Raw genomic sequence first — 24,057 nt, 5'->3', positions numbered from 1 at the left:
TTCAAGTCGACAGTGCCAATCTTTTCTGTGGCGCCCGCTTCCAAGGCGCCGCATTGCATCTTTCAGCCCTTGTAGGTGAGACGCAATTGGACCGGAATGCTGCATACCTTTGTCATTCGAGCCATTTGGAAGAAGGGCATGCGAAGGGCTTTGACCCTTGGATCGAGGGGCGTGATACTGTCGTTGCACTCAGATGGCATGGAGAGGTGCGCGTTTACAGGAATCTTTGCCCTCACCTGGATGTTGCCATGCAGTATCGAAAAGACAGGTTCATGTCTGGCGATGGTAACCATATCGTTTGTTTCGCTCATGGCGCTTTGTTTAGACCAGACAATGGAGCATGCGTGTTGGGGCCTTGTCTTGGACAGTCACTTCAAGCCTTACACGTAGATTTGGATGAGGACCAGATCCTGTGGGTGTCACGATCAGACTGACTCTGCTGTTTGCTACGATCTGGTCGCTAGCTCTCCAGGGCAGACGGTCAGTGACGCGATCCCGTGACAGTTGAAGAAATTGCCGTTCACCAGTGCGTTGCTGCGCGCGCCTATCGGCTTGACGCTGCCGACCGAACGGCCACTTTCTGAGGCTGGACAGCTGTTTGCCACCCTGTTTCGAGAATGATGCACCGCACGGGCCGGGGAGTGAGGATAGTGCCGGAGGCAGGGACTGTCATACGCCCGCGTGAGGCTAATTCTGTTAGCCTCAACGCGTGCAGAAGCCATACTCAGCTATTGTTCTAAATCGCGTTGAGAGTTGATGCTAGGAGGAATATTTATCACCGACCAGTTCCCGAATGGGATAGGTGTCGTAGATGATTGTCATCTTGGTGATAAGGCCCTCGGTATCAAACTCAAAAACATCAACACACTCAAAGGGTGCGGGAGTGCCATCTTGCAGAACCCAGTCGTACCTGAAATACCCAGTAGCTCTCGGGTACCCTTGCTGGCTGACACATATGTCGATGGGGGTGATTTTACTAGGACCTGAAGCTGATTTGAGCTTCTCGAAGAACGGCCGAGGGGCCATATTCCCAAGGAATGGAGACAGTATCACTGCACTGGGTGAAAAAAGGGGAATAATCGATTCTGGGTCGCCTTTTTCCAGTTCGGTCAAGTAATTCAGCACTGCCCGGGTTAGGATTTCGGGGTGGTTGTCTCTGACTTCAACTGCTGGCATGCTAACCTCCTGATCAAAGAGTTGACATGCTATTGCTCTGCTAGGCGAAAGCAATCGAAAAATTGGAATACGGGTATTCCAGAAGGGAACGTTGTGCTTGCAATGTCTGAAACCAATCGCGTGCTGCCAAGCCTTGCTGCAATAAAGGCGTTCTTGGTCTGTGCGGAGCATGGAAGCATCAAAGGTGCCTCCGCAACTCTGCATAAAACACAAGGCGCTCTCAGCAAGCAGATAAAACAGTTAGAAGAGATTGTTGGAGTGGAGCTGTTCGTGAGGACGGCGCTTGGGTTGGAGCTAACTGCTCATGGCGCACGCTTCGCTGAGGTGGCAGTCACCATTCTTGATTCATACGAGTCGTTTGTCAGCCCGTCTACGCATTCAGGCACCATTAGGCTATCAGCGCCGTCAACGTTCACCCTGCGCTGGCTGCTCCCGAGGATAGACGCACTGCAGCGAGAGCTCTGTGGCCAGCGGCTGCAGATTTCCAGTGGCCGCGACGACGTGCCCAGCCTCAAGGATGGCTCAGCTGATGCTGTGATAATGCGCGGCGAGTGTGCTGACGAGGGACTCGTTTCATTTGAACTGTTTCCTGAACTCTTGACACCCATGTGTTCTCCTGAGATCGCTAAAATCCTAAACCAGTCTCAGGCCCTGGATGGGCAGACTTTGTTGCATGCTTCTCCAGATGGTTATGAGTGGAGTGCCTGGTTTGCCAAGACTCATTCCGGCTTGAAACCACCGGAGACGTCGATGACCTTCGATACACTGGACGTAGCGCTGTCTGCGGCGGAAGCTTCCATGGGTGTCGTCATAGGCGATCCAACCCTGGCTGCAGAGCGCATTAGATCGGGCAATTTGGTCTGTCCTTTTGGCGAAACGGTGTTGAGCGGAACAAGATATTACCTGTGTATTCCGAAAATCAATAGCGCATCCAAAAACTTCCAGATGCTGGCTTCTGCAATTTTCAGAGTTAAAGATCAGTCTCTGCCGAGAACGCCACCTATCTCGCCGTAGTCGCTTAATCTCGCAATGCGAGGTCCTTGATGAACTTAAACTTTGAAATCATTCTCGGTTATTCAGGTGCGCGAATAGGCTGCACATTGCCGGTGAGACCTCCTACACACCTGATGAAGGCAGGTGAACCGTCGTGCAGCTGATCCCGCAGCGGCAAAAGCCCCCGCGCCGCGCCCGTGAGGTGACGCGGTACAAGAACCCCGACAATCGCGAGATCATCGCAACCAAAGGTAGCAATCACAAGCCGCTCAAAGAATGGGAAGCCGAGTACGCCTCGGACGAAGTGGAGGGCTGGCTGCCTCGTTAAAATCATCTCCTCAGATGCCAAACAAACCGCCTTCGGTTGTCTCGGTATGCCGGTAGATAATGCATAGGGAATGACGTCGCAATCCGAGCTTTGTGCAGCGCCACTAATACTATGCTGGTTCAGTCAGTGTGTACTGCCAGCATTGCATTTTTTCGAAGCCGATCTAAATAATATAATCCGCCCATTGCTGCGCAGCCTCGCGGCGTTGAGGTAGCAATTGAGCTCGCGCATAGACAGCGCCCAAAGCACCAGGCATGCGATGTGACAATGATAACTCCAAAACAATTGGATCGATGCCCAAATGTTCATGAGCAATAGTGCGGTATGTGGCGCGAAAGCCGTGGGCAGTAATGGCGTACTCTGGCCAAATCCGCTGGTACGACTTGGCCAGTGACGTTGCGTCAATCGGGTGGCCCGGATAGACCGGCGAGACAAATACCCAGCCGTTTCCTTCCTGATCCACAACCCGGCGTTCGTATAGTTCACGCAACAGTACAAGTGCCTGGTCTGGGAGCGCAACAATGTGCTTGGTCTTGTCTAGATGGCGGGTTTTTCCGACGATATAACGCCAGTCGGCGCTGACAAGGTCAACGTCTTCCCAACGCATTTTCACCAACTCTCCGGGGCGAACCGGTAGCATCACAAGCAAGCGCATCGCGATGGTTACGCTGCTCGGGCTCATCTGATCCAGGCGCAGGAGAAACGTCCCCAAATCGGCCGGCCGCTCGATAGCCGGATTGCTGGTGACCACATGGCGAACCTTGAGCTCTTCGGTGTTGCTCAGGGCCACGTTGCGCTCCACCCAGCCCCGCCCTTCGGCGAAACCGAGCACGGCACGAATGATGGTGCGTACGCGTTTGGCCATGGCCAGTGTGCGAGCGCGGCGAAGGGTACCGATGATCTCAATGATGTGGTCCAGCTTGATCTCGCTGACGGGAATGCTGCCGATCATGGGAAGGATGTGATTGTTCAACGCGCCGCGAAAGCCCGCGAGGGATTTGCTCACAAGGTCGTGCGATTTGAAGGCCAGCCACTGTTCGGCCACGTAACTGAAGGTGCGTTCCTCATTAAGTAATTGATCGGCGATTTTCTTGCGTTTGGCCTTCAGCGGGGCGACGTGATGGGCTACGTTCTGGCGCGCGGCTCGGGCCAGGTCGCGGGCGTCTTTCAAGCCAATGTCGGGATAACGACCGATCGCGTACACGTTCTCCTTGCCGTGCAGGCGATACCTCATCCGCCAGTACTTGGCGGCAGGCTTGTTCGACTTCTGTGAGGCCTGGACATGCAGGTATAGACCGGGCACTTCACCGTCGGCGTACTTGCCGGATTCGGCAATGGCACGCAGGAAAGCATCGCTGAGTTTGCGCCGCAATGCAGGCGTAGGGAGAGAAGTCGTCATGTGCGGGTACTTTTTTTCTAAGCAGAAAAAGTACCCAAAAATATACCCGCAGAAGCGTCAGAAATGGGCGGAACATGACGGACGGCATTGGACTTAAATTGCAACTAAAGTGCTGAATATACTGGAATTTCTGGATCTCGGTGGACGTCAGTCACAAGCTATCGGGATCGCCAAAAAACATCTGTATCCGCGACCGCAACCACCGCTCCGCCGGGTCATTGTCCTGCGCCCCGCGCCAGGCCATGTGCAGCTCGAAACTGCGCACCGGCAGCGGAAGATCCTCGGCCCGCAAGCCACCGGCCGCGGTCAGCACCTGCGCCGTATAGTCCGGCACCGTGGCGACGATATCGGTCCCTGCGAGCAAACTCCCCAGCCCATTGAACTGCGGCACCGCCAGCACCACATGACGCTTGCGGCCAATCTCGTCCAGGGCTTCGTCGATAAAGCCGGACAAATCGCCGGCAAACGACACCAGCGCATGCGGCCGGGCACAGAAGTCGTCCAGGGTGATGCTGCCGGGCACGCTGTCGGCCCGCAGCAGTTTCGGCATGCTGCGGCGCAATATCTTGCGCTTGGCGTTGGCCGGCAGGTCACTGGTGTAGCTGACCCCCACCGAAATCTCACCCGAGGCCAGCAGGGTCGGCATCAGCAGGTAGTTGACCCGCCGCACCACCAGCACGATACCCGGCGCTTCGGCACGGATGCGCTTGAGCAGCTGAGGCAACAGGGCGAATTCGGCATCGTCCGAGAGGCCGACGCGGAACACGGCGTTGCTGGTGGCGGGGTCGAACTCGGCGGCGCGGCTGACGGCGGTGGAAATGGAGTCCAGCGCTGGCGAAAGCAGGGCGAAGATCTCGTTGGCCCGCGCCGAGGGCTCCATGCTGCGGCCGGTGCGCACGAACAACGGGTCGTCGAACAGGTTGCGCAGGCGCGACAGGGCCGCGCTGATGGCCGGCTGGCCGAGGAACAGTTTTTCCGCAGCGCGGGTCACGCTGCGCTCATGCATCAGCGTTTCGAACACGATCAGCAGGTTGAGGTCTACGCGACGCAGGTCGTTTCGATTCATCGGTGCGCTTCGCCTAAAGTGGGGCAGGGGTGAATCTTAAGGCCAAAGGCTGTTACCCTGCACGGGTTTAGGGGTACCAATCGCAGGGAAAGTCGGGTGCCCAATCGATGACAAGCATGTCGACTATTAATGACCACTGATGGTCTAACTGGAAAAGCCCGGATAAAGTCAGTGGTAATTAGAGGTTCACAAAGGCGAGGTATGCGATGTCCCGCATGATCCGTTTCCACAAGTTCGGCGCTGCCGATGTGCTCCGTTGCGAGGAGCAGGCCGAACCGTCACCGGCAAACGACGAGGTGCAGATCCGCGTCGAAGCGGTGGGCGTCAGCTGGTATGACGTGCTCTGGCGCCAGAACCTGGCGCCGTCCCAGGCGCGCCTGCCAGCGGGCATCGGCCACGAAATGGCCGGGGTGGTGACTGCGGTCGGTGAAGGGGTCGAGGACATTGCGGTGGGCGATCGGGTTGCCAGCTTCCCGGCCACCAGCGCCAACGACCACCCGGTGTATGGCGATGTCATCGTGCTGCCGCGCACGGCCATTACCCGCTACCCGGATGTGCTCACGCCGATTGAGGCCAGCGTGCACTACACGCCCCTGCTGATTGCCTATTTTGCCTACGTCGACCTGGCCCGGGCCAAGGCCGGGCAGACCGCGCTGGTCACCGATGCCAGCCATTGTGCAGGCCCTGCCTTCGTGCAGTTGGGCAAAGCCCTGGGGTTGAAGGTGTTCGCCGCTACCAAAGAGCCCGAGCAGCGTGAATACCTGCTGGGCCTGGGCGCCGACAAGGTGATCGTCACCGAAGAACAGGACCTGCTGTTGCAGGTGGGCAAGTACACCGATGGCCGTGGTGTGGACATGGTCCTTGACGGCATGGGCGGGCCGCAGATGTCGCTGTTGGGCGATGTGCTGGCGCCGCGTGGCAGCCTGGTCCTGTATGGCCTGCAAGGCGGCAACCAGACGCCGTTCCCGGCCTGTGCGGCGTTCCAGAAGAACATCCAGTTCTACGTGCACTGCATCGGCAACTTCACCGGCAAGCCGGAGCTGGGCATCAGTCAGGACCAGGTCGCCCTGCAGCGCGCCTTGCGCGATATCAACCAGTTCACTGCCGACCAGTTGCTGACACCCCAGATCATAAAGGTGTACCCGTTCGAGCAGGTCGTGGAGGCGCATCGCTACATGGACCAATGCCCCTGCGGTGGGCGGGTGGTGCTGGACATGGCGCAACACGCATAGCGGCTTGCCGTATGTGGAAACCCGGGCGAAGTCCCGGGTTTTTTGTGGCCGGCACAAAATTATTTACGCGCTGAAAATAGGAAGATTCCTACAATAAAAAGCGGAGTGCCTTACATATAATTCGATAGCTTTTGCGTTCTCGGAAATATCCCGCCAATTATTCATCCTTGAACTATTCATGCTTGCCCTTCAATCTGGTCGCGCTCCTTGGCTGAATGGTTTTTTTACCCGGATCTGTATCTTTCATTCGCACTGCATCCCTCGATAATGGCCCAATGATAGTTTGCGCAAGGAGCGTGATATGAGCATGGCTATGCCTGGGTCAATGGGGTGTGTGGCGGCTGAGGACTGGTATGTCGGTGCGTTTTTCTCGATGGCCTGGCGACAGTGATTGATTGCGTCATTACTTCTTTACGTGTGTAGCAAATTTCTGCTGGGTAAGCGCAATACATGTTGAGTCCGAAGTGCTCGATTCTTCATGTATTGACTGCCTGAAGTTGATGAGGTGATTTCGTGACTGCTATTCACGACCAGGCAATGCAGTATATCTACCAGCAAGTACTCGAACGCTTGCTGAGTCATATGTCCCAGGCTCAGCGCGCGTCCGTGCAGTTGCTGATACAGCGGCTGCTGGTTGCCGCCGGTGGCCCTGAGTACATCGGTACCTTCCGTTTGCTGGTGCTGCAAGGCAGCGATCGGCGCAGTGTCCGGTTACTGGCCATGTTGCGCGCCGCGCAACTGAGTATCGCCCTGCGTTCTCCGGTAACCTTTCAGTTGCGGGTACTGGTGGCCAGCCTGCCAACAGCCGACAGCACCACGCTGGAGGACCATGAACGCAGTTTCAATGCCCTGTTCATGCAGGACGACTCGCGGGTGCAGTTGCAGATGATAGAGGGGCGCGAAGCGGTGGCATTCGGCAGCCGCCCCTCGGCAGACACTGAACCCTGGCTACTGGCGAGGGATGCCATGCTGATGTTCGGCCACCTGGTCGATGCCCGGCCCGAAGCCCTGCTGGGTAGCCGCCTGCACCTGGAGCTGGCGGACGCCGTGGGCTTTGCGCTGCAGGCACCTGCACCTGCCGACGCGCTGGTTACGGCCATTCCGGCGCTGCAGCGGCGCCGTTACCTCGCCTGGGCACGGCGTAACCTGCGCCTGGCAGGCGCGCGCGGCCCACATGGGCTGCAGTGCCTGGCGGCGCTGGCGCGCGGGCTGAGCCGGTTGCACGGCGCCGCCAGAATACCGCCGGCCAGTTTCGCCGAGCCGTCGGCGGGCGCGGCAGTGGATGATGCGCCGGTGCGGGTGATCGCCGTTGATGACCTGCTGCCACATTTGCTTGAGGAGCAGCCGCTGGATGCCATGCTGGGTTTTACCTTCGAGGCTGGCGCGGATGCCTGGCCGTTGGCGGCGTTCGCTGACCCGCTGGCACTGGCCCGACTGCACGAGCTGCGTGCCCGCAGTATCGAGCCCCAGGCCGGTCGCCCGGCGTTGCGGTTGGCGGGGCAGGCGGGCGATGAGCAGCGGCGCGACATGCATCAACTGCAACTCGGCAAAGCCTACGGCATCAACCAGACCCAACTGGTATGCCTGCTGTTCAGCCCCTTTGCCAGGCAGGGGAAAAATCTCGAGCGTTTTCTGTTGTGCAGGCACGCTGACATGCTGGTGGCGTTGCCGTATCTGCACAGGGCCTTGCAAGGCAAAGCCTGCCCTGATGCGGTGAAAGACTGGCTGGTGAACACCAGTGGCTTGTCGCTGCGCCAGCTACGGGTGATCTATGCAGGGCACTTGCCGCTGACCGCCTGGCGCCTGCTGAGCAACCTGGCGCGCCGCGATGCCCGCCTGCGCTTGCTGCCGCGGCCGCTGTTGGCGCGGCGGCGCGGTTTTGCGGGGCAGTATTGATGGGGCGAGCGGCCCCCGGGGAGTTCGCCTACCGCAAGGTTTATCGCTACCTGGAGGCGTTGATCGACCAGGCAGCGGGTGCCTCCCCTTGCCGGTTACCGTCGTTGCGTGCGCTGTCCCGGCGGCTGCGGGTATCGTTGGTCACGGTGCAGAGTGCCTACAACCTGCTGGAGGAGGAGGGCCGCGTGCAGTGCCTGCCACGGTCGGGGTACTACGTGCTGGGCGCAGGCAAACAGGAGGCTGTGGCCATGCCCCGACAGCCGCCCTTGCCCGTTCAGCCAGTGCTGGAGCGGGCCTTGCTCGCCCACGAACGGCGCATGGCCCGCCAGCGTGCCGCCAGCGCTGCGCCGTGGGAGGCGCTTGGCAGTGCGCGGCTGCGCAATGCGGTTGCAGAACGTTATACCCGCTCTTCCAACCAGTACTGGCGTGCTGATGACGTGCAACTGGCCCCGGATGTACTGGCGCTGCTGGAGACGCTGCTGGCAGCGCTGGCCCTGCACGGCACCACCGTGCTGGTACATTCGCCCTGTTGCTGGCAGGTGTTGGGCGCCCTGGCGCGCGCGGGCATGCGCGTGCTGGAGGTGCCACTGGACAGCCGTGGCAACCCGGACTTGCGTGCCCTGGCCAGTTTGCTGAGGAGCGAACCTGTGCGCATGCTGGTAATGCCGTCGTGTCTGGGCACGCCACAGGGCCGGCTGTTTTCCTCGTACCACCTGCAGCAGCTTGGCCAGTTGCTTGGCCAACACCCGGTATGGCTGTTGGAAAACGACCTGGACAGTGAACTGTGTTTCAGCGGGCCGCCGCACGCACGCCTGCGCGACTGGATCGACCCGCGTTGGCTGTTGGTAGTTGGGGCGTTCGAGGCTGCAGTGGGGGCCGAGGCGCCGTATGCCTATGTACTGGGCCATGACGGCGCGCTGGCCAAGGCGTTCGGCGAACGTGCGTTCCGGCTGGCGCCGCTGCGCCTGCAAGCGCTTGCGCACATGCTGGGCAAAGGTGAAATCGAGACGCAGCTGGCACAGCTGCGCACCCAGTTGCAAAGGCGTACGCAAAGCCTGGCGCGTGCGCTGGAGCTGCAGTTTGGCCCGCGGGTGGCGTTGGAAATACCTCAGGGCGGGCGAACGCTGTGGGTTCGCTTTCACCAACCGCTGCCGTGGGCTGAGGTAGTTGTTGCGCTGGCAGGTTCGGCCTTGCATGCCCTACCGGGTACGCAGTTCAGCCTGCAGGGGCGTTACCAGCAGTACCTGGCGCTGGTGTGGCTGGGGGATGACCCAGACGATCTGCAGCAGGCGGTGGAGCGCTTGGCGCAGGTGCTGGAGCTGCGTTGCGGGCGGCCTGCGAAAGGTGCTTGCCGCTAGATATGCAGCGCCTGTGAGCTCGAGCGCTGCATACCTTACGGCAAACACTTCTCAGCCCTTATGCAATCTCCAGACAGGCCGACCCGCTCAGCTACGCAGTCACTCCTGCCCCTGGCGCAAGCGCGTACTGACCAGCGCTGCAAACAGCAGCAACGCCGCAATGATCCACAACCCGTTGCGAGTACTGCCAGTGGTCTGCTCAATCACCCCCATCACCGACGGCCCGACAAACCCGCCCAGCAGGCCGCAGGTGGTGACGAACGCCAGGCCAGCCGCCAGTGCGTTACCGCTCAGGCGGCTGGAAGGGAAGACGAAGATGATCGACTGCACCACGAACAGCATCAGGGCGGTCAGTGAAAAACCGATCAGCCCGATGAACGAATTGCTCAGCGACGCCAGCAGCAACCCCGCCGCCATGGTCAGCAGGCCGAAGAACAAAAGCGTGCGGCAGCGCCGGGGGGAGGTGGCCAGCCGTGGCAAGGTGGCGGCGCCGATGGCGGCAGCAATCCACGGCACCGCAGTCAGCAAGCCGACCTGGAAAGGCGATAGCGCTGCGTAGGTACCGATGATGCCCGGCAGAAAGAAAATCACCGTGTAGATGGTGATCTGGTGCACGAAGTACACCACGATCGCCAGCCAGGTCTGCCGGTCGCGGAACATCTGCCCCAGTTTGCTCTGCTGCGGTGCGTCCGCCCGCTCGGCGGCCAGGCGCCGTTCGATGTGCTGGGCGTCGGAGGCCGACAGCCAGGGCGCTGCGGCGGGCCCGTCAGGTAGCTTCTTCCAGACCACGTAGGCCAGGGCCACGGCGGGTAGCCCTTCGAGCACGAACAACCACTGCCAGCCATGCCAGCCCATAACCCCGTCCATTTCCAGCAGGGCACCCCCCAGCGGCCCGCTGAGGATATTGGCCAGGCACACGCCCAGCAGGAAGTAACCGGTGGCGCGGGCGCGCTGTTCGCGGTCGAACCAGTAGGTGAGGTACAGCATTACACCGGGGAACAGGCCTGCTTCGGCAACCCCCAGCAACAAGCGCATGATGTAGAACGAGGTTTCGCCCTGGACGAAGGCCATGCCCGCCGACAGCACGCCCCAGGTGATCATGATGCGGGTGATCCAGAAGCGCGCGCCCACTCGGTGCATTATCAGGTTGCTGGGCACTTCGGCCAAGGCATAAGTCAGGAAGAACAGGCCGGCGCCCAGGCCATAGGCTGCTGCCGACAGGCCCAGGTCCACACCCATGCTGGCCTTGGCCAGGGCGATGTTGGTGCGGTCAAGAAAGCTCATCACGTAGACCACGATGAGCAGTGGCATCAATTTGCGCAGCAGCAAGCCGTTCAGGCGCTGCTCGGTGGAGGCGGCAGGGGCCGAGGCCGCTGCGCTGCCGGTGAGGGTTGTCATTGTTTTTTTCCCCGATGAAAGTGCTGGTGGTGTGCCGCACACGGTCGGCACATCCAGGTCTGAGGGTCAGGAACGGTTGATGTCGAGCCACACCGCGCCATTGGGGTACTGATAGCGCTCCAGGGTTTCGGCATGCATTTCGATGCTGTAGCCGGGGCGTTGCGGGGGCATGTAGCGCCCGCGGCGGATCACCACCGGGTCGATGAAGTGCTCGTGCAAGTGGTCGACGTACTCCAGTACCCGGTTGTGCAGCGAGGCAGACACTGCGATGAAATCGAACAGTGCGATGTTCTGCACATATTCGCACAGCCCGACACCACCGCCATGCGGGCACACCGGCACGTCGTACTTGGCAGCCATCAGCAGCACGATCAGCACCTCATTCAGCCCACCCAGGCGGGCGGCGTCCAGCTGGCAGAAGTCCAGCGCACCGGCCTGGAACATCTGCTTGAACATCACCCGGTTGTGGCAATGCTCGCCCGTGGCGACGCCGATCGGGGCAATGCGTTGGCGGATGGTGGCATGGCCGAGAATGTCGTCCGGGCTGGTCGGCTCTTCGATCCACAACGGCTCGAAGGCCGCCAGGCGGCGCATGTTGGCGACCGATTCGTCTACTCCCCAGACCTGGTTGGCATCCATCATCAGGGTCCGCTCCCAGCCGATTTCATCGCGCAGGATGCTGGCGCGGCGAATGTCCTCTTCCAGGTCTGCGCCGATCTTCTGCTTGATATGCGTCCAGCCGTCCTCCACAGCTTCGCGGGCCAGCGTGCGCATTTTTTCTTCGCTGTAGCCCAGCCAGCCCGGGGCGGTGGTGTAGCCGGGGTAGCCTTCGCGCAGCATCTGCGCCTCGCGCTGGGGTTTGCCGGGAGCCTGGCGGCGCAGCAGGGCGATGGCTTCTTCGGGGGTGAGCACGTCGGTGACGTAGCTGAAGTCCAGGCAGCGCACCAGCTGCTCGGGCGTCATGTCGGCCAGCAGTTTCCACACCGGCTTGCCTTCGTGCTTGGCCCACAGATCCCACACGGCATTGACGATGGCCGCGGTGGCCAGGTGGATCACGCCCTTTTCCGGGCCCAGCCAGCGTAACTGGCTGTCGCTGACCGTGAAGCGGTGCCAGAAGCCGCCCATGTCGGCGGTGATTTCTTCGAGGGTGAGGCCGACGATCAACGGCGCCAGCGACTGCACCGCCGCCGCGCAAATCTCGTTGCCACGGCCGATGGTGAAGGTCAGGCCATGGCCTTCAAGGGCTTCGGCGTCGGTGTGCAGTACTACGTAGGCGGCCGAATAGTCGGGGGCGCTGTTCATGGCATCGGAGCCATCCAGCGACAGCGAAGTGGGGAAACGGATGTCGCGAACGCTGAGGTGTGTAATGCGTATGCTCATGGTCGGCTCTTGTTCTGCTCAGGCACTGGGAGCACTGACTGTAGGTTGTGCATTGATACAGGCATAATCGCCAATTCTTAATCAGCGATACCGGATTCGATATGCCTCGCTTGCCACCCGACAGCGCCCAGGCGCCTGCCAGCCTCGGCGCGTTGAAGATTTCCAGCCGCCAGATAACGCTGCTCAATGCCCTGGGCGAATTTGCCAACCTGCGCCGTGCTGCGGCCGCGATGCACACCACGCAACCGGCGGCCAGCCTGCTGCTGCAGCAACTTGAGGAGCGCCTGGGCGTGCGCTTGTTCGAACGCTTGCCGCGCGGGATGCAGGCCACGCTGTATGGCGAGGTGATGATCCGCTATGCGCAAAACGCGCTGCATGAGTTTGAGCATGCCCAGGCGCAAATCGCCGAGCTGGCGCGCGGGGCACTGGGCCTGGTGCGGGTGGGCAGTGTCATGGGCCCGGTGCCGGGTGTGCTGACCAGGGCGGTGCTGGCCTACAAACGCGACCACCCCAAGGTGCGCATCTCTCTGGAAGTCGGCACCAGCGATACCTTGCTGCCGGCCTTGCTGCGAGGCGATTTCGACATGGTGGTCGGGCGCCTGCCAGACCAGAGCGACAGCCAGGACCTGAACATCGAGTTGTTCGATGGCGGTGAGCAGATGCGGGTGATTGCCCGCGCCGGCCACCCGTTGGCAGCGGTCACCGAGTTGCAACTGGCCGACCTGGTCACCCAGACGTGGATCCTGCACCCCATTGGCAGCCCGATGCGCCGCCGCGTCGAAAGTGCCCTGCAGGCCGGCGGCATGGTGCAGTCGCTGGATATCGTCGAGACTGCCTCGATCCTGGCCACCACGGCCATGCTTGAAGCGTCCGAGATGATCGCGGTGGTGCCCAATGACGTGGCCGAGCATTATGCCCGCTACGGCATGGTTGCCATCCTGCCGGTGGAGTTGCCTTTGGCCATGGCCAACCTGGGCGTGCTGACCCTGCGCTCGCGGCCCGACTCGGTGGCCCTGGCCACCTTGCTGCGCTACTTGCGGGCGCAATAACCCTGCCTTTTCACTTGCCTGAGGCCCTGCGTCGATGCCGCCGGACATGACCCATTCCAGCTTTTGCAACTGGATCCGCTACAAGCACCTGGTGCTGATCGACACCTTGGCGCGCACCCGCAACATGCACGCCACCGCCACCCGCATGAACCTCAGTCAGCCGGCACTGAGCAAGATGCTGCGGGACCTGGAGGAGCAGTTCGGCTTCGCCTTGTTCGAGCGCCTGCCGCGCAGCATGCCGCCCACCGAGCTGGGCGAATACGTGGTGCGTTACGCCCAGGGCGCACTGGCCGAGTCGCAGCAGTTCGTCGACCAGGTCAACCGCCTGCGCAACGGCGGGCACGGCTTTATCCGTGTCGGCGGGATTTTTGCCGCTACCGCGCAGGTACTGCCGCAGGCCATTGCCGCCATCAAGGCCCGCAGCCCGTTGCTGTCGATCGAGGTGGTGGAGCATTCCAGCGACCACCTGCTGACCATGCTCGAACAGAACAAGCTCGACATCATGATCGGCCGGTTCACCGAAGAGCGTTTCAGCCAGCTGTTCGACTTCCAGCCCCTGGAGCCCGAGCCTTTCAGCCTGGTGGTCAACAGCGAACACCCGCTCAACCAGCTGCACAGCACGCCTCTGGCGGCGCTGGGTGACTGGCCATGGGTGTTGTACCCGGTCGGCACGCCGATCCGCAATCGCCTGGAGCAGGCATTCCGGGTGGCCGGTCTGGCCACGCCCGCCGACAGCGTGGAAACCATCAGCATGCCGATGTTCCTGCAACTGCTGCAATCGGCGCCGATGATCGCCATGCTGCCGCGCTCGATGGTTGCCGCGCAGTTGGCCAGCGGCCAGCTCAAGGAACTGCGCAGCCCATTGCACCTGGCGGCCCTGGAGTATGGCGTGGTCACCCGCAAGGATGAGCCACTGAGCGCTTCGGCCCGAGCCTTTGTCGAGATTCTGCTGGAGGGGGCGCGGCGGCGTCGGGAGGGCCAGTGCTGAACAGCCATGAGCGCTGAGACATTGAGGTGGAGATTCTAGGGTCTTTGGGAGGTTACGTCAGGGCTGACAGGTGCTTGCCACAGCATTTGTCAGCCCTCATGCGATCACTGCAGGAGCTGGCCTGCCTGCGAAGCAGCCCTGAAGGCCCTACCGGCGATCGCCAATCTCATCTCTCCACTGCCTCCCGATAACCCCAGGTTATCGTTCGATCGGATCATCTCATTGGGCATGTCGCCCAAGGCTTCTTACAGTAGGTGGCAGCCATAAAAAGAAGCCAGCCGCGCCGTCCTGAGAGGTCCCATGCAACTGATTGCCAAAACAGGTGACCTTGCCGTCATCCGCCTCAACCCGCTGGACAACGTGCTGATCGCCCGCCAGGCCCTGGCGCAAGGCCTGCGCCTGGACACCGAGGCCATTACCGTGCGCCAGCCGATTCCCTCCGGCCACAAAGTGGCCACCGAGCGCGTTGAGCAGGGCCAACCGCTACGCCGCTACGGTCAGATCATCGGTTTTGCTTCACAGCCGATCGACGCCGGCGACCATGTGCATGTGCACAACGTGCAGATGGGCGACTTTGCCCGTGACTATGCCTTTGGCGTCGATACCCGCACCCAGCCGAGCAGTCAGGCGCAGTTCCAGGGCATCGTGCGCGCCGATGGCCGGGTCGCGACGCGCAACTACATCGGCATCCTTACCTCGGTGAACTGCTCGGCAACTGTCGCCCGCGCCGTAGCCGACCATTTCCGTCGGGACATCCACCCCGAGGCGCTGGCCGCTTACCCGAACATCGACGGCGTGGTGGCCCTGACCCACGGTGCCGGCTGCGCAGTAGACCCAAGCGGTGAGGCACTTGGCCTGTTGCGCCGCACCTTGGCCGGGTACGCCGTGCATGCCAATTTCGCCGCCGTGCTGATCATTGGCCTGGGTTGCGAAACCAATCAGATCGACAGCCTGCTGGAAACCCAAGGCCTGCAGGCCAGTGCGCAGCTGCGCACCTTCACCATCCAAGGTATCGGCGGCACCTCGAAAACCATCGCGGCCGGTATCGAGCAGGTCTGCGGGCTACTGGCCCAGGCCAACCAGGTCCGACGCCAGCCGGTCAGCGCACGGCACCTGGTGGTCGGCCTGCAATGTGGGGGCTCCGACGGTTACTCGGGGATCACTGCCAACCCGGCACTGGGTAATGCCGTCGACCGCCTGGTGGCGGCAGGGGGTACCGCGATCCTGTCCGAGACCCCGGAAATCTACGGCGCCGAGCACTTGCTGACCCGCCGTGCAGTCAGCCGAGAGGTGGGCGAGAAGCTGCTAGCGCGCATTCGCTGGTGGGAGGACTACTGCAGGCGCATGAACGCCGAACTGAACAACAACCCTTCGGCCGGCAACAAGGCCGGGGGCCTGACCACCATCCTCGAGAAATCGCTGGGCGCGGTGGCCAAGGCCGGCTCCAGCAATCTGGTCGATGTGTACCAATACGCGCAACCCGTGCGTGCCCACGGCCTGGTGTTCATGGATACCCCCGGGTACGACCCGGTTTCGGCCACCGGCCAGGTGGCGGGTGGGGCCAACCTGATCGCTTTCACCACCGGGCGTGGCTCGGCCTACGGCTGCGCCCCGGCGCCGTCGATCAAGCTGGCCACCAACAACCGCGTGTTCGAACACCAGGAGGAGGACATGGACGTCAACTGCGGCGGCATCGCCGACGGCTCCACCAGCATCGAGGAGCGCGGCGCTTACATCTTCGAGCAAATGCTGCGCATTGCTTCCGGGGCACGGAGCAAAAGCGAACAGCACGGCTATGGGCAAAACGAATTCGTGCCCTGGCAGATCGGCGCCGTGACCTGATCGAGCGCACTCGTCCCGTTTAAAAGGCAACCACAATGACTCAAACCACAGATTACAACGTGCAAGCGCTCACCATCTTTGTCGAGCAGCTGTTCGTGAAAGCCGGTGCCGATGCCGAAGTCGCCCAGGTGGTGACCCGGGTGCTGCTCGAAGGCGAACTGCTGGGGCACCGTACCCATGGCCTGAACCTGGTCAGCCGTTACATCGGCGGTATGCTCGACGGGCAGGTCGAGGCTCGCGCCCAGGCGCTCGAACAAGTCTCGGACGGTGGTGTCTCCAGCCTGTTCGATGGCCATTATGTGTTGGGGCCGTATTGCGTCAGCCGCGCCCTGGACTGCGCGGCAAAGGGCGCGACCGAGCAGGGCATCGGAATCGCCGTGGTACGCCGCGCCGCGCATATCGGCTGCCTGGCGGCCTACCTGAAGCCCTACACAGACCAGGGCCTGGTGGCGATGGTGTATTCCTCGGACCCGTCGGTGGGCCTGGTCTGTGCTCACGGCGGCGTCGACCCGGTCTACACCCCGAATCCGATTGCTGCCGGTATCCCGACCCGGGGTGACCCGATTTTGCTGGATGTGAGCATGTCCACCGTCACCCTCGGCCTGGTCGGCCAGTGCCGCGATGCCGGTAGCCGCCTGCCGCACCCGGTGCTGGTGAGCAACGACGGCCAGCTGAGTGACGACCCGCACGACTTCTACACCAGCCCGCAAGGCAGCATCCTGCCCCTGGGCGGCCAGGCCTTTGGCCACAAGGGTTTCGCCCTGGCGCTTCTGGTGGAAGCCCTGACCTCGGGGCTGGCCGGCCACGGACGCAAGGATGCCCCGGACCAGTGGGGGGCGTCGGCCACTGCGGTGGTCATCGACCCGCGGTTCTTCGGCGGGCTGGACGCGTTCACCGACGAAACCAGCTTCCTCGGTCGACTGGTTCTCGCCAGCCGCCCGCTCGACCCTGAGCGCCCGGTGCGACTGCCTGGGCAGGCCGGGCTCGCGCTGCGCCGGCAGGCCCTGGAGCACGGCCTGAAGCTTGCGCCGCAGCTGGTGGCCGACCTTGACCGCCTGGCCGCGCAGCTGCAACTGCCAGCACTTTCCCAATAAATCACAACAAGGGTACATCGATGACTGATCGATCAGACGCCAAGCAACTGTTGCTCCTGAGTCACGATACCAGCGCGTTTGAATGCGGCAGCTGGGTAGGGCGGGTCTGGCTGCCGGACCAGGGCCCCGCGGTGGTGCTGGTAAAAGCAGGTGCCGTGCACGACATCAGCGGCCACGTGGCGACCGTTTCGGCCCTGCTGGAAGTGGCCGACCCGGTGGCCTACCTGCGTGCCTTGCCGCTGGCCAGGCCGTTGGCCGGGCTGCAGGCGCTGCTGGACAACAGCGACCCGGCCCGGCGCGACCTGCGCCAGCCATGGTTGCTGGCGCCCATCGACCTGCAGGCGGTCAAGGCCGCTGGCGTGACCTTCGCCGCCAGCCTGCTGGAGCGTGTAGTGGAAGAGCAGGCCAAGGGCGACCCGGCCAAGGCCGACACCATCCGTGACACCCTGGCCAGCCGCATCGGCGCCGACCTGTCGCAGATCGTCCCGGGCTCGGCCCAGGCCGAAGCGCTGCGCAAGGTGCTGGTGGAGCAGGGCTTGTGGTCGCAATACCTGGAAGTGGGCATCGGCCCGGATGCCGAGGTGTTCACCAAGGCCCAGCCGCTGTCTGCGGTCGGCCACGGCGCCAACATCGGCATTCACCCCAAGTCCAGCTGGAACAACCCGGAACCCGAAGTGGTGCTTGCGGTTTCCAGCGATGGCAGCATCAAGGGCGCGATGCTGGGCAATGACGTCAACCTGCGCGATTTCGAAGGGCGCAGTGCCTTGCTGCTGTCCAAGGCCAAGGACAACAATGCATCAACCGCCCTGGGCCCGCTGCTGCGGCTGTTCGACGAAAGCTTTGGCCTGGATGATGTGCGCAATGCCGAAGTCGACTTGCGGGTCGAAGGCGAAGACGGTTTCGTCCTGTCCGGGCGCAGTTCCATGCGCCAGATCAGCCGCGACCCGCAGGATCTGGTGCAGCAGACCCTCAACGAAAACCATCAATATCCCGACGGCCTGGTGCTGTTCCTCGGTACCCTGTTCGCGCCCAAGCAGGACCGCGACCAGCCGGGCAACGGTTTCACCCACAAGGCGGGCGACGTTGTGAGCATCAGCAACCCGCAACTGGGTACCCTGTGCAACCGCGTGACCACCAGCGACGTGGCACCGCGATGGGAGTTCGGCCTGCGCGCGCTGATCGACAGCCTTGGCCGACGCGGCCTGCTGCAAGTGGCTACAACCGCGCGCCAGCCCTGAGCGGCGCGTTTCTCCAGGGAGGGGCGGCATGCACGACGGATCGCCGAGGCGCTGATAGCGCGGCAACAATAATAATAAAGGTCATCACATGAACCCTATGAAGAAGTACCAACGCATCACCGTTGTGTTCCTGCTGCTGATCGGCATCGTCAATTACCTGGACCGTAGTGCGCTGTCGATCGCCAACACCTCGATCCAGAAAGACATGATGATCAGCCCTTCGCAGATGGGCATCCTGTTGTCGGCGTTCTCCATTGCCTATGCCTTTGCCCAGCTGCCCATGGGCATGATCATCGACCGCCTGGGCAGCAAGGTCGCCCTCGGCGCCTCGCTGCTGGGCTGGTCGGTGGCCCAGGCGGCGTTCGGCATGGTCAACAGCTTTGCCGGCTTCATGGGCCTGCGTGTGTTGCTGGGGATTGGCGAGGCGCCGATGTTCCCGTCGGCGGCCAAGGCCCTGTCGGAGTGGTTCGACGCCAACGAGCGCGGTACCCCGACCGGTCTGGTCTGGTCCTCGACCTGCCTTGGCCCGTGCCTGGCACCGCCCTTGCTGACGCTGTTCATGGTCAACTTCGGCTGGCGCGGCATGTTCATCATCACCGGCGTGATTGGTATGGTGCTGGCGGTGTGCTGGCTGAGTTTCTACAAGAGCAAGGCGCGCTACCTGGCAGACCTGGCAGCTGCAGGCGAGCCGCTGCCGCGTGAGCAGCAGACGCCGGCAGCTGCCGAGCAGGCACCGAAGGCCTCTTACTTCGCTGGCTGGCTCGATTTGTTCAAGCACCGCAGCACCTGGGGCGCGGTACTGGGCTTCATGGGCGTGATCTACATGCTCTGGCTGCACCTGACCTGGCTGCCCGGCTACTTCGAGCGCGAGCACGGCCTGGACCTGTACAAGACTGCCTGGGTGGTATCGCTGGCCTATGGCTTCGGCGCGGCGGGCACCATCGTTGCCGGGCGCTTCTGCGACAGGCTGGTGAAGCGCGGCATGAGCGTGCTGGGCAGCCGCAAGTTCAGTGTCATCACCGGCCTGGTACTGGCGGCGCTGTTCACCTTGCCGCTGTCGTTCGTCAGCGGCCTGACCGGCTGCATCATCCTGCTGTGCCTGGCGCTGTTCAGCATCAACATGGCCAGCGCCACCGCCTGGATGATCGTCAACACCATCGTCGACAGCCAGCGCGTCGCCTCGTTTGGCTCGATCCAGAACTTCGGCGGCTACATTGCCGGCTCGGTGGCGCCGATCGTCACCGGTTTCAGCATCCAGTACTCGGGTTCGTTCAACACCGCGTTCATGATCAGCGCGGTGGTGGCGCTGTGCTCGGCGGTGGCGTACTTCCTGCTGTTGCAGGCACCGATTGGCAGTGCCAAGCCCCAGGCTGCCGGCCTGGCCGTAGTGTAGGAGCGGCCTGACGTCGCGATAGGCTGCGCAGCAGCCCCAACATCCCGAACCCGCCACATGAATCCGAGGGGCTGCTGCGCGGCCCGTCCGGCACACCACCTGACCCACGGCACTTGCCAGTCAGGCAGGTCTGTATGTATAACCAGTGCCTGTCCCCGTTACCCGATCTCGCCCCGTGATTGCCCATTCTGTCGACGACCCGTTCTACTACCTGCACAATTTCCGCCAGGTGCTGCTGTGGGTCGAGCAGCGTTACGAAGACCTGCTCGACGATCAGGAACTGTCCTTCTTCCGTACATTCAGCCAACTGGACGCGCCTGCCCAGGCCTTGATGGTGCGCATGGTCATGCGCAAAGGGGAGCTGTTTCGCAGCGATCGCCTGGACTATGCCGAAATCGGCGATACCTGGCAGGCGCTGCAGCCTTTGCAGGCCTTGGGTTGGGTGCGTGAACCCGAACAACTGGCGCTGGAGCAGCTGTTCGTCTTGCTGCGCAAGGACGAACTGGCGCGGTGTTTTGCCCGGCAACTAAGCCGCCCCCGTGCCACCAAGCATGAACTGCTGGCACAACTGCAAGCCCTGGAGCTGGCAGCCCGGCCGCTGGCCGAGTGGTTCCCGGACAGCGAGGTGCGCATCCTGCACTGGTGCCTGCAACCGCTGTGCGACCGCATGCGCCTGCTGTTTTTCGGCAACCTGTACCAGGACTGGTCAGACTTCGTGCTCGCTGATCTCGGCCTGCTGCGCTACGAGCAGGTGCCGTTCAGCACCGATTCACGCGCCTTGCAGCAACGTGCCGAAGTCGATCTGGCGATGGCCTTGCACCAGTGCGCCGAGCGCCTGGAGCAGGGCGACGACCCGGTCGCGATCCTGGCGGCGATGCAGGGCCTGCACAGCGACAATCCATGGCTGAGCAGGCGCCATGCGCGTTTGCAGTTCGCCCTGGGCCAGCAATGCGAGCGCCTGGGCGACTGGGCCCAGGCCCTGGCCGTGTACGCGCAGTGCAGCCATGCCCAGGCGCGCATTCGTCAGGTGCGGGTGCTGGAGCGTAGCGAGCAATGGCCGCAGGCCCATGCGCTGGCGTTGCAACTGGCGGCGGCGCCGGCCAACGCACTCGAGGTGCAGGCGCTTGAGCGCATGCTGCCGCGCCTGGCGCGCAAGCTTGGCGGTCCGCCACAGCGGCGCCAGCGGGTCGCGCCACTTGAGCTGATCGAGCTCGAGCTGCCCCGCGAGCACGCCGCGCTGGGCGTGGAAGAAGCCGTGCGTCAGCACCTCGCCGAAGCGGGTGGGCATGTGCATTACGTGGAGAACACGCTGCTCAACAGCCTGTTCGGCCTGCTGTGCTGGGAGGCGATCTTCGCCCCGGTAGCTGGCGCGTTCTTCAACCCGTTCCAGTCTGCACCCCAGGACCTGCACGACAGCGACTTCCAGCAGCGGCGAAGCGCCGTGTTCGAACGCTGCCTGGGGCGCCTTGACGATGGCAGCCATCGCCAGGCGATTCTCGATTGCTACGCGGCCAAACAAGGCTTGCAGTCACCGTTCGTGTTCTGGCCCATGCTCAGCGAGGCGCTGCTGCAGCAGGCGCTGGCGTGCCTGCCGGCCGCTCAGCTGAAACACTGCTTCGTGCGCCTGCTGCAGGACATTCGCAACAACCGCGCCGGTATGCCCGACCTGATCCAGTTCTGGCCCGAGCAGGGTCGCTATCGCATGGTCGAGGTCAAGGGCCCCGGCGACCGCCTGCAGGACAATCAGCTACGCTGGCTGGAGTTCTGCAGGGCCAACGGGCTGGCGGTCGCGGTGTGCCATGTGCGTTGGAGCGAGGCGTCTTGAGCTACAGCGTGGCAGTGCGCGCCCTCTGCGAGTTCAGCGCCAAGGTCGGCGACCTGGACCTGCGCTTCACGCCATCGCCGTCCGCCCAGGAAGGCATCGAAGGGCACCGGCGGGTAGTGGCGCGGCGCGCTGCTGGTTACCAGTCGGAAATCACCCTCGAAGGCCAGTTCGACACCCTGCGGGTGCGCGGCCGCGCCGACGGCTACGACCCGGCCCACAACCGCCTGGAAGAGATCAAGACCTACCGCGGTGACCTGACGCGCCAGCCCGCCAATCACCGCCAGTTGCACTGGGCGCAAGCCAAGGTCTACGGCTGGTTGATGTGTCAGGCACGGCAACTGCCCGCCATCGAGGTGGCGCTGGTTTACCTGGATGTCGACAGCGACGGCCAGACGCTGATCAGCCAGCACTGCACGGCTGACGAGCTGCAGGCCTTTTTTGAAACCCAGTGCCAGCGTTTTCTGACCTGGGCCCAGTATCAGCAGCGGCGCATGGCCAAACGTAACGATGGGCTACAGGCATTGGGCTTTCCCTATGCCCAGTTCCGCCAGGGCCAGCGGCAACTGGCCGAAACACTGTACAAGGCGGTGAGCACCGGCCGCTGCCTGATGGCCCAGGCCAGCACCGGCATCGGCAAGACGCTCGGTACCTTGTTCCCGCTGCTCAAGGCCATGGCGCCGCAGCAACTGGACAAGCTGTTCTTCCTCACCGCCAAGACGCCGGGCAGGGCACTGGCCCTCGATGCCATGCACCAGATTACCGCTGCCACGCCGCAGCCGGCCTTGCGCACACTGGAGCTGATTGCTCGCGACAAGGCCTGCGAATACCCCGACAAAGCCTGCCATGGCGAGTCCTGCCCATTGGCCGCAGGCTTCTACGACCGCCTGCCTGCAGCGCGCGAGGCCGCGGCGGCCGTGCCCTTGCTGGACCGTGCCAAGCTGCGCGAAGTGGCGTTGGCGCACCAGGTGTGCCCCTATTACCTGGGCCAGGAGATGGCGCGCTGGGTGGATGTGCTGGTCGCCGACTACAACTACTACTTTGATGCGCATGCGTTGCTGTTCGGCCTGACTCAGCTGAACCAGTGGCGCGTCGCGGTGCTGGTGGACGAGGCGCACAACCTGGTCGAGCGCGGGCGCAACATGTACAGCGCCAGCCTTGACCAGGGCCAGCTGCTGGCCTTGCGCCAAAGCAAGCCACACGGGCTGGTCAGCGCGCTGGACCGGTTGAACCGTCAGTGGAACGCGCTGTACAAAGAGCAGCGTGCGCCCTACCAGGCCAGCGAGTCGCTGCCTGAATCCTTGTTGCGTGCCCTGCAGCAGTGCATCGGGCTGATCCAGGAGCAGATGAACCAGTCGCCCGCGCACATGGACCCGCAGGTTTTGCAGTTCTTCTATCAGGCGTTGCAGTTCAGCCGGGTTGCTGAACTGTTTGACGAGCATTTTCTGTTCGACATCAGCCAGCGCCAAGGCCCGCGCAAGCGCCGACTGGCGACCCTGTGCCTGCGCAACGTCACCCCGGCACGCCTGCTGGCCCCGCGCATGCAAGCGGCACGCAGTGTGACGCTGTTTTCTGCCACGCTGAGTCCGCGGCACTTCTACAGCGACCTGCTGGGCATGCCGGCCGACACCGCGTGGCTGGAGGTGGCGGCGCCATTTCGACCCGAGCAGCTGGAAGTACGCATTGCCAGCCAGGTCTCCACCCGCTACCAGCAGCGCCAGGCCTCACTGGCACCCATTGTCGAGCTGATTGCCCGCCAGTATGAACAGATGCCGGGCAACTATCTGGCATTCTTCAGCAGCTTTGAATACCTGCAGCAGGTAGCCGGGTTGCTGGCCGAGCAGCATGTGCAGATTCCCATATGGGCGCAGCAACCGGGCATGGATGAAGCAGCGCGCCAGACGTTTCTGGATCGGTTCGTCACCGATGGCCAGGGCATCGGCTTCGCCGTATTGGGCGGTGCTTTTGGCGAAGGCGTGGATTTGCCGGGGACGCGGCTGATCGGTGCATTCGTTGCCACGCTCGGGCTGCCCCAGGTCAACCCGGTCAATGAGCAGTTCAAGCAGCGGCTGGGGCGCCAGTTTGGTGCGGGCTTCGATTACGCCTATCTGTACCCCGGCGTGCGCAAGGTGATCCAGGCGGCCGGTCGGGTCATTCGGGGCGATCAGGATCGTGGTGTGCTGGTGCTGATCGATGAGCGCTTTGCCGAACCGAGGGTACAGCAGATGTTCCCGGGCTGGTGGCCGGCAGCGATAGGCTGATCCGGTGGGCGGGCCTTGGTTCGTTCAGGGCTGCAATTGGGGTAAGATCACGACCCGTGCCAGTTTCAAACGCCTTGCATATCAAGGTGATGGCACTTCTTTGAGTCCGCATGACGTGCAGTACGGTCATCGAGACTCGCTCGT

19 protein-coding genes are annotated in these 24,057 nt (G+C 62.7%); 14 read left to right on the top strand and 5 right to left on the bottom strand.

The annotated features are described in order from the left end of the window. Positions 1 to 86 precede the first annotated feature (86 nt). Positions 87 to 434 carry a Rieske (2Fe-2S) protein gene (locus AC5O5R_RS15535; RefSeq protein ID WP_172224254.1) on the top strand — a complete coding sequence of 116 codons (348 nt, stop codon included), beginning with the start codon at positions 87 to 89 and terminating at the stop codon, positions 432 to 434. Between the two features lie 325 nt (positions 435 to 759). Here AC5O5R_RS15535 and AC5O5R_RS15530 read toward each other — a convergent pair whose 3' ends face one another. Beyond that, a complete protein-coding gene (locus AC5O5R_RS15530) occupies positions 760 to 1,176 on the bottom strand; it encodes a nuclear transport factor 2 family protein (RefSeq protein WP_172224210.1) in 417 nt (138 codons plus the stop codon). Between the two features lie 102 nt (positions 1,177 to 1,278). Between AC5O5R_RS15530 and AC5O5R_RS15525 the strand changes: the two genes are divergently transcribed. Together AC5O5R_RS15525 and AC5O5R_RS15520 are read left to right on the top strand one after the other, a co-directional pair. Then, complete coding sequence (locus AC5O5R_RS15525; RefSeq protein ID WP_172224213.1) at positions 1,279 to 2,190, top strand: LysR substrate-binding domain-containing protein; 912 nt, start codon at positions 1,279 to 1,281, stop codon at positions 2,188 to 2,190. Between the two features lie 133 nt (positions 2,191 to 2,323). Further along, on the top strand, positions 2,324 to 2,497 hold the full coding sequence (locus AC5O5R_RS15520) for a hypothetical protein (protein WP_178126838.1): 174 nt from the start codon (positions 2,324 to 2,326) through the stop codon (positions 2,495 to 2,497). A gap of 163 nt (positions 2,498 to 2,660) precedes the next feature. Here the strand turns inward: AC5O5R_RS15520 and AC5O5R_RS15515 are convergent, their stop codons facing one another. Both AC5O5R_RS15515 and AC5O5R_RS15510 read right to left on the bottom strand, forming a co-directional pair. Beyond that, a complete protein-coding gene (locus AC5O5R_RS15515; RefSeq protein ID WP_372242424.1) occupies positions 2,661 to 3,896 on the bottom strand; it encodes a tyrosine-type recombinase/integrase in 1,236 nt (411 codons plus the stop codon). 151 nt (positions 3,897 to 4,047) lie between these two features. After that, a complete protein-coding gene (locus tag AC5O5R_RS15510) occupies positions 4,048 to 4,962 on the bottom strand; it encodes a LysR family transcriptional regulator (RefSeq protein WP_256676246.1) in 915 nt (304 codons plus the stop codon). A 206-nt stretch (positions 4,963 to 5,168) separates the two neighbouring features. Between AC5O5R_RS15510 and AC5O5R_RS15505 the strand changes: the two genes are divergently transcribed. From AC5O5R_RS15505 to AC5O5R_RS15495, 3 genes are all read left to right on the top strand, one after another. Next, positions 5,169 to 6,194, top strand: a complete 1,026-nt coding sequence (locus AC5O5R_RS15505; protein ID WP_172224216.1) for a zinc-dependent alcohol dehydrogenase family protein — start codon at positions 5,169 to 5,171, stop codon at positions 6,192 to 6,194. Between the two features lie 513 nt (positions 6,195 to 6,707). Further along, complete coding sequence (locus AC5O5R_RS15500; RefSeq protein WP_172224220.1) at positions 6,708 to 8,090, top strand: hypothetical protein; 1,383 nt, start codon at positions 6,708 to 6,710, stop codon at positions 8,088 to 8,090. Next, positions 8,090 to 9,448: an aminotransferase class I/II-fold pyridoxal phosphate-dependent enzyme gene (locus AC5O5R_RS15495; protein WP_172224223.1), complete on the top strand. Its 1,359-nt coding sequence runs from the start codon at positions 8,090 to 8,092 to the stop codon at positions 9,446 to 9,448. The genes AC5O5R_RS15500 and AC5O5R_RS15495 overlap by 1 nt, the downstream gene beginning before the upstream one ends. Before the next feature lie 99 nt (positions 9,449 to 9,547). On the opposite strand, the gene AC5O5R_RS15490 is transcribed toward AC5O5R_RS15495, so the two are convergent. Together AC5O5R_RS15490 and AC5O5R_RS15485 are read right to left on the bottom strand one after the other, a co-directional pair. Further along, on the bottom strand, positions 9,548 to 10,846 hold the full coding sequence (locus tag AC5O5R_RS15490) for an MFS transporter (RefSeq protein WP_172224226.1): 1,299 nt from the start codon (positions 10,844 to 10,846) through the stop codon (positions 9,548 to 9,550). Positions 10,847 to 10,912: 66 nt separating this feature from the next. Further along, entirely contained in the window at positions 10,913 to 12,226 is a 1,314-nt protein-coding gene (locus AC5O5R_RS15485) for an L-fuconate dehydratase (protein ID WP_172224228.1), read from the bottom strand. A 101-nt stretch (positions 12,227 to 12,327) separates the two neighbouring features. Between AC5O5R_RS15485 and AC5O5R_RS15480 the strand changes: the two genes are divergently transcribed. The 8 genes from AC5O5R_RS15480 (at position 12,328) to AC5O5R_RS15445 (ending at position 23,913) form a co-directional block, all read left to right on the top strand. Further along, positions 12,328 to 13,275, top strand: coding sequence for a LysR family transcriptional regulator (locus AC5O5R_RS15480; RefSeq protein ID WP_172224231.1), 948 nt, complete (start codon positions 12,328 to 12,330; stop codon positions 13,273 to 13,275). Positions 13,276 to 13,309: 34 nt separating this feature from the next. Next, on the top strand, positions 13,310 to 14,263 hold the full coding sequence (locus AC5O5R_RS15475) for a LysR family transcriptional regulator (protein ID WP_172224234.1): 954 nt from the start codon (positions 13,310 to 13,312) through the stop codon (positions 14,261 to 14,263). 300 nt (positions 14,264 to 14,563) lie between these two features. After that, entirely contained in the window at positions 14,564 to 16,105 is a 1,542-nt protein-coding gene (locus tag AC5O5R_RS15470) for a UxaA family hydrolase (protein WP_172224242.1), read from the top strand. Positions 16,106 to 16,140: 35 nt separating this feature from the next. Further along, positions 16,141 to 17,199, top strand: coding sequence for an Ldh family oxidoreductase (locus AC5O5R_RS15465; protein ID WP_172224246.1), 1,059 nt, complete (start codon positions 16,141 to 16,143; stop codon positions 17,197 to 17,199). 20 nt (positions 17,200 to 17,219) lie between these two features. Further along, positions 17,220 to 18,437, top strand: coding sequence for a fumarylacetoacetate hydrolase family protein (locus AC5O5R_RS15460; protein WP_494514513.1), 1,218 nt, complete (start codon positions 17,220 to 17,222; stop codon positions 18,435 to 18,437). 97 nt (positions 18,438 to 18,534) lie between these two features. Next, complete coding sequence (locus AC5O5R_RS15455; protein ID WP_172231168.1) at positions 18,535 to 19,830, top strand: MFS transporter; 1,296 nt, start codon at positions 18,535 to 18,537, stop codon at positions 19,828 to 19,830. Between the two features lie 175 nt (positions 19,831 to 20,005). Next, complete coding sequence (locus AC5O5R_RS15450; protein WP_172231162.1) at positions 20,006 to 21,655, top strand: VRR-NUC domain-containing protein; 1,650 nt, start codon at positions 20,006 to 20,008, stop codon at positions 21,653 to 21,655. Further along, positions 21,652 to 23,913 (top strand): ATP-dependent DNA helicase, encoded by a 2,262-nt coding sequence (locus tag AC5O5R_RS15445; RefSeq protein WP_494514512.1) that lies wholly within the window; start codon positions 21,652 to 21,654, stop codon positions 23,911 to 23,913. Before AC5O5R_RS15450 ends, AC5O5R_RS15445 begins: the two co-directional genes overlap by 4 nt. Positions 23,914 to 24,057 lie beyond the last annotated feature (144 nt).

The sequence above is a fragment of the Pseudomonas sp. 8_5_2 genome (genome assembly GCF_059295255.1).
This window is presented reverse-complemented; position numbering and strand designations above follow the sequence as displayed.

Coding starts and splice junctions, on each gene's coding strand:
- AC5O5R_RS15530 (WP_172224210.1), bottom strand. CDS start 1,176: ATGCCAGCAGTTGAAGTCAGAGACAACCACCCCGAAATCCTAACCCGG.
- AC5O5R_RS15525 (WP_172224213.1), top strand. CDS start 1,279: ATGTCTGAAACCAATCGCGTGCTGCCAAGCCTTGCTGCAATAAAGGCG.
- AC5O5R_RS15515 (WP_372242424.1), bottom strand. CDS start 3,896: ATGACGACTTCTCTCCCTACGCCTGCATTGCGGCGCAAACTCAGCGAT.
- AC5O5R_RS15510 (WP_256676246.1), bottom strand. CDS start 4,962: ATGAATCGAAACGACCTGCGTCGCGTAGACCTCAACCTGCTGATCGTG.
- AC5O5R_RS15505 (WP_172224216.1), top strand. CDS start 5,169: ATGTCCCGCATGATCCGTTTCCACAAGTTCGGCGCTGCCGATGTGCTC.
- AC5O5R_RS15495 (WP_172224223.1), top strand. CDS start 8,090: ATGGGGCGAGCGGCCCCCGGGGAGTTCGCCTACCGCAAGGTTTATCGC.
- AC5O5R_RS15490 (WP_172224226.1), bottom strand. CDS start 10,846: ATGACAACCCTCACCGGCAGCGCAGCGGCCTCGGCCCCTGCCGCCTCC.
- AC5O5R_RS15485 (WP_172224228.1), bottom strand. CDS start 12,226: ATGAGCATACGCATTACACACCTCAGCGTTCGCGACATCCGTTTCCCC.
- AC5O5R_RS15480 (WP_172224231.1), top strand. CDS start 12,328: ATGCCTCGCTTGCCACCCGACAGCGCCCAGGCGCCTGCCAGCCTCGGC.
- AC5O5R_RS15475 (WP_172224234.1), top strand. CDS start 13,310: ATGCCGCCGGACATGACCCATTCCAGCTTTTGCAACTGGATCCGCTAC.
- AC5O5R_RS15470 (WP_172224242.1), top strand. CDS start 14,564: ATGCAACTGATTGCCAAAACAGGTGACCTTGCCGTCATCCGCCTCAAC.
- AC5O5R_RS15465 (WP_172224246.1), top strand. CDS start 16,141: ATGACTCAAACCACAGATTACAACGTGCAAGCGCTCACCATCTTTGTC.
- AC5O5R_RS15460 (WP_494514513.1), top strand. CDS start 17,220: ATGACTGATCGATCAGACGCCAAGCAACTGTTGCTCCTGAGTCACGAT.
- AC5O5R_RS15455 (WP_172231168.1), top strand. CDS start 18,535: ATGAAGAAGTACCAACGCATCACCGTTGTGTTCCTGCTGCTGATCGGC.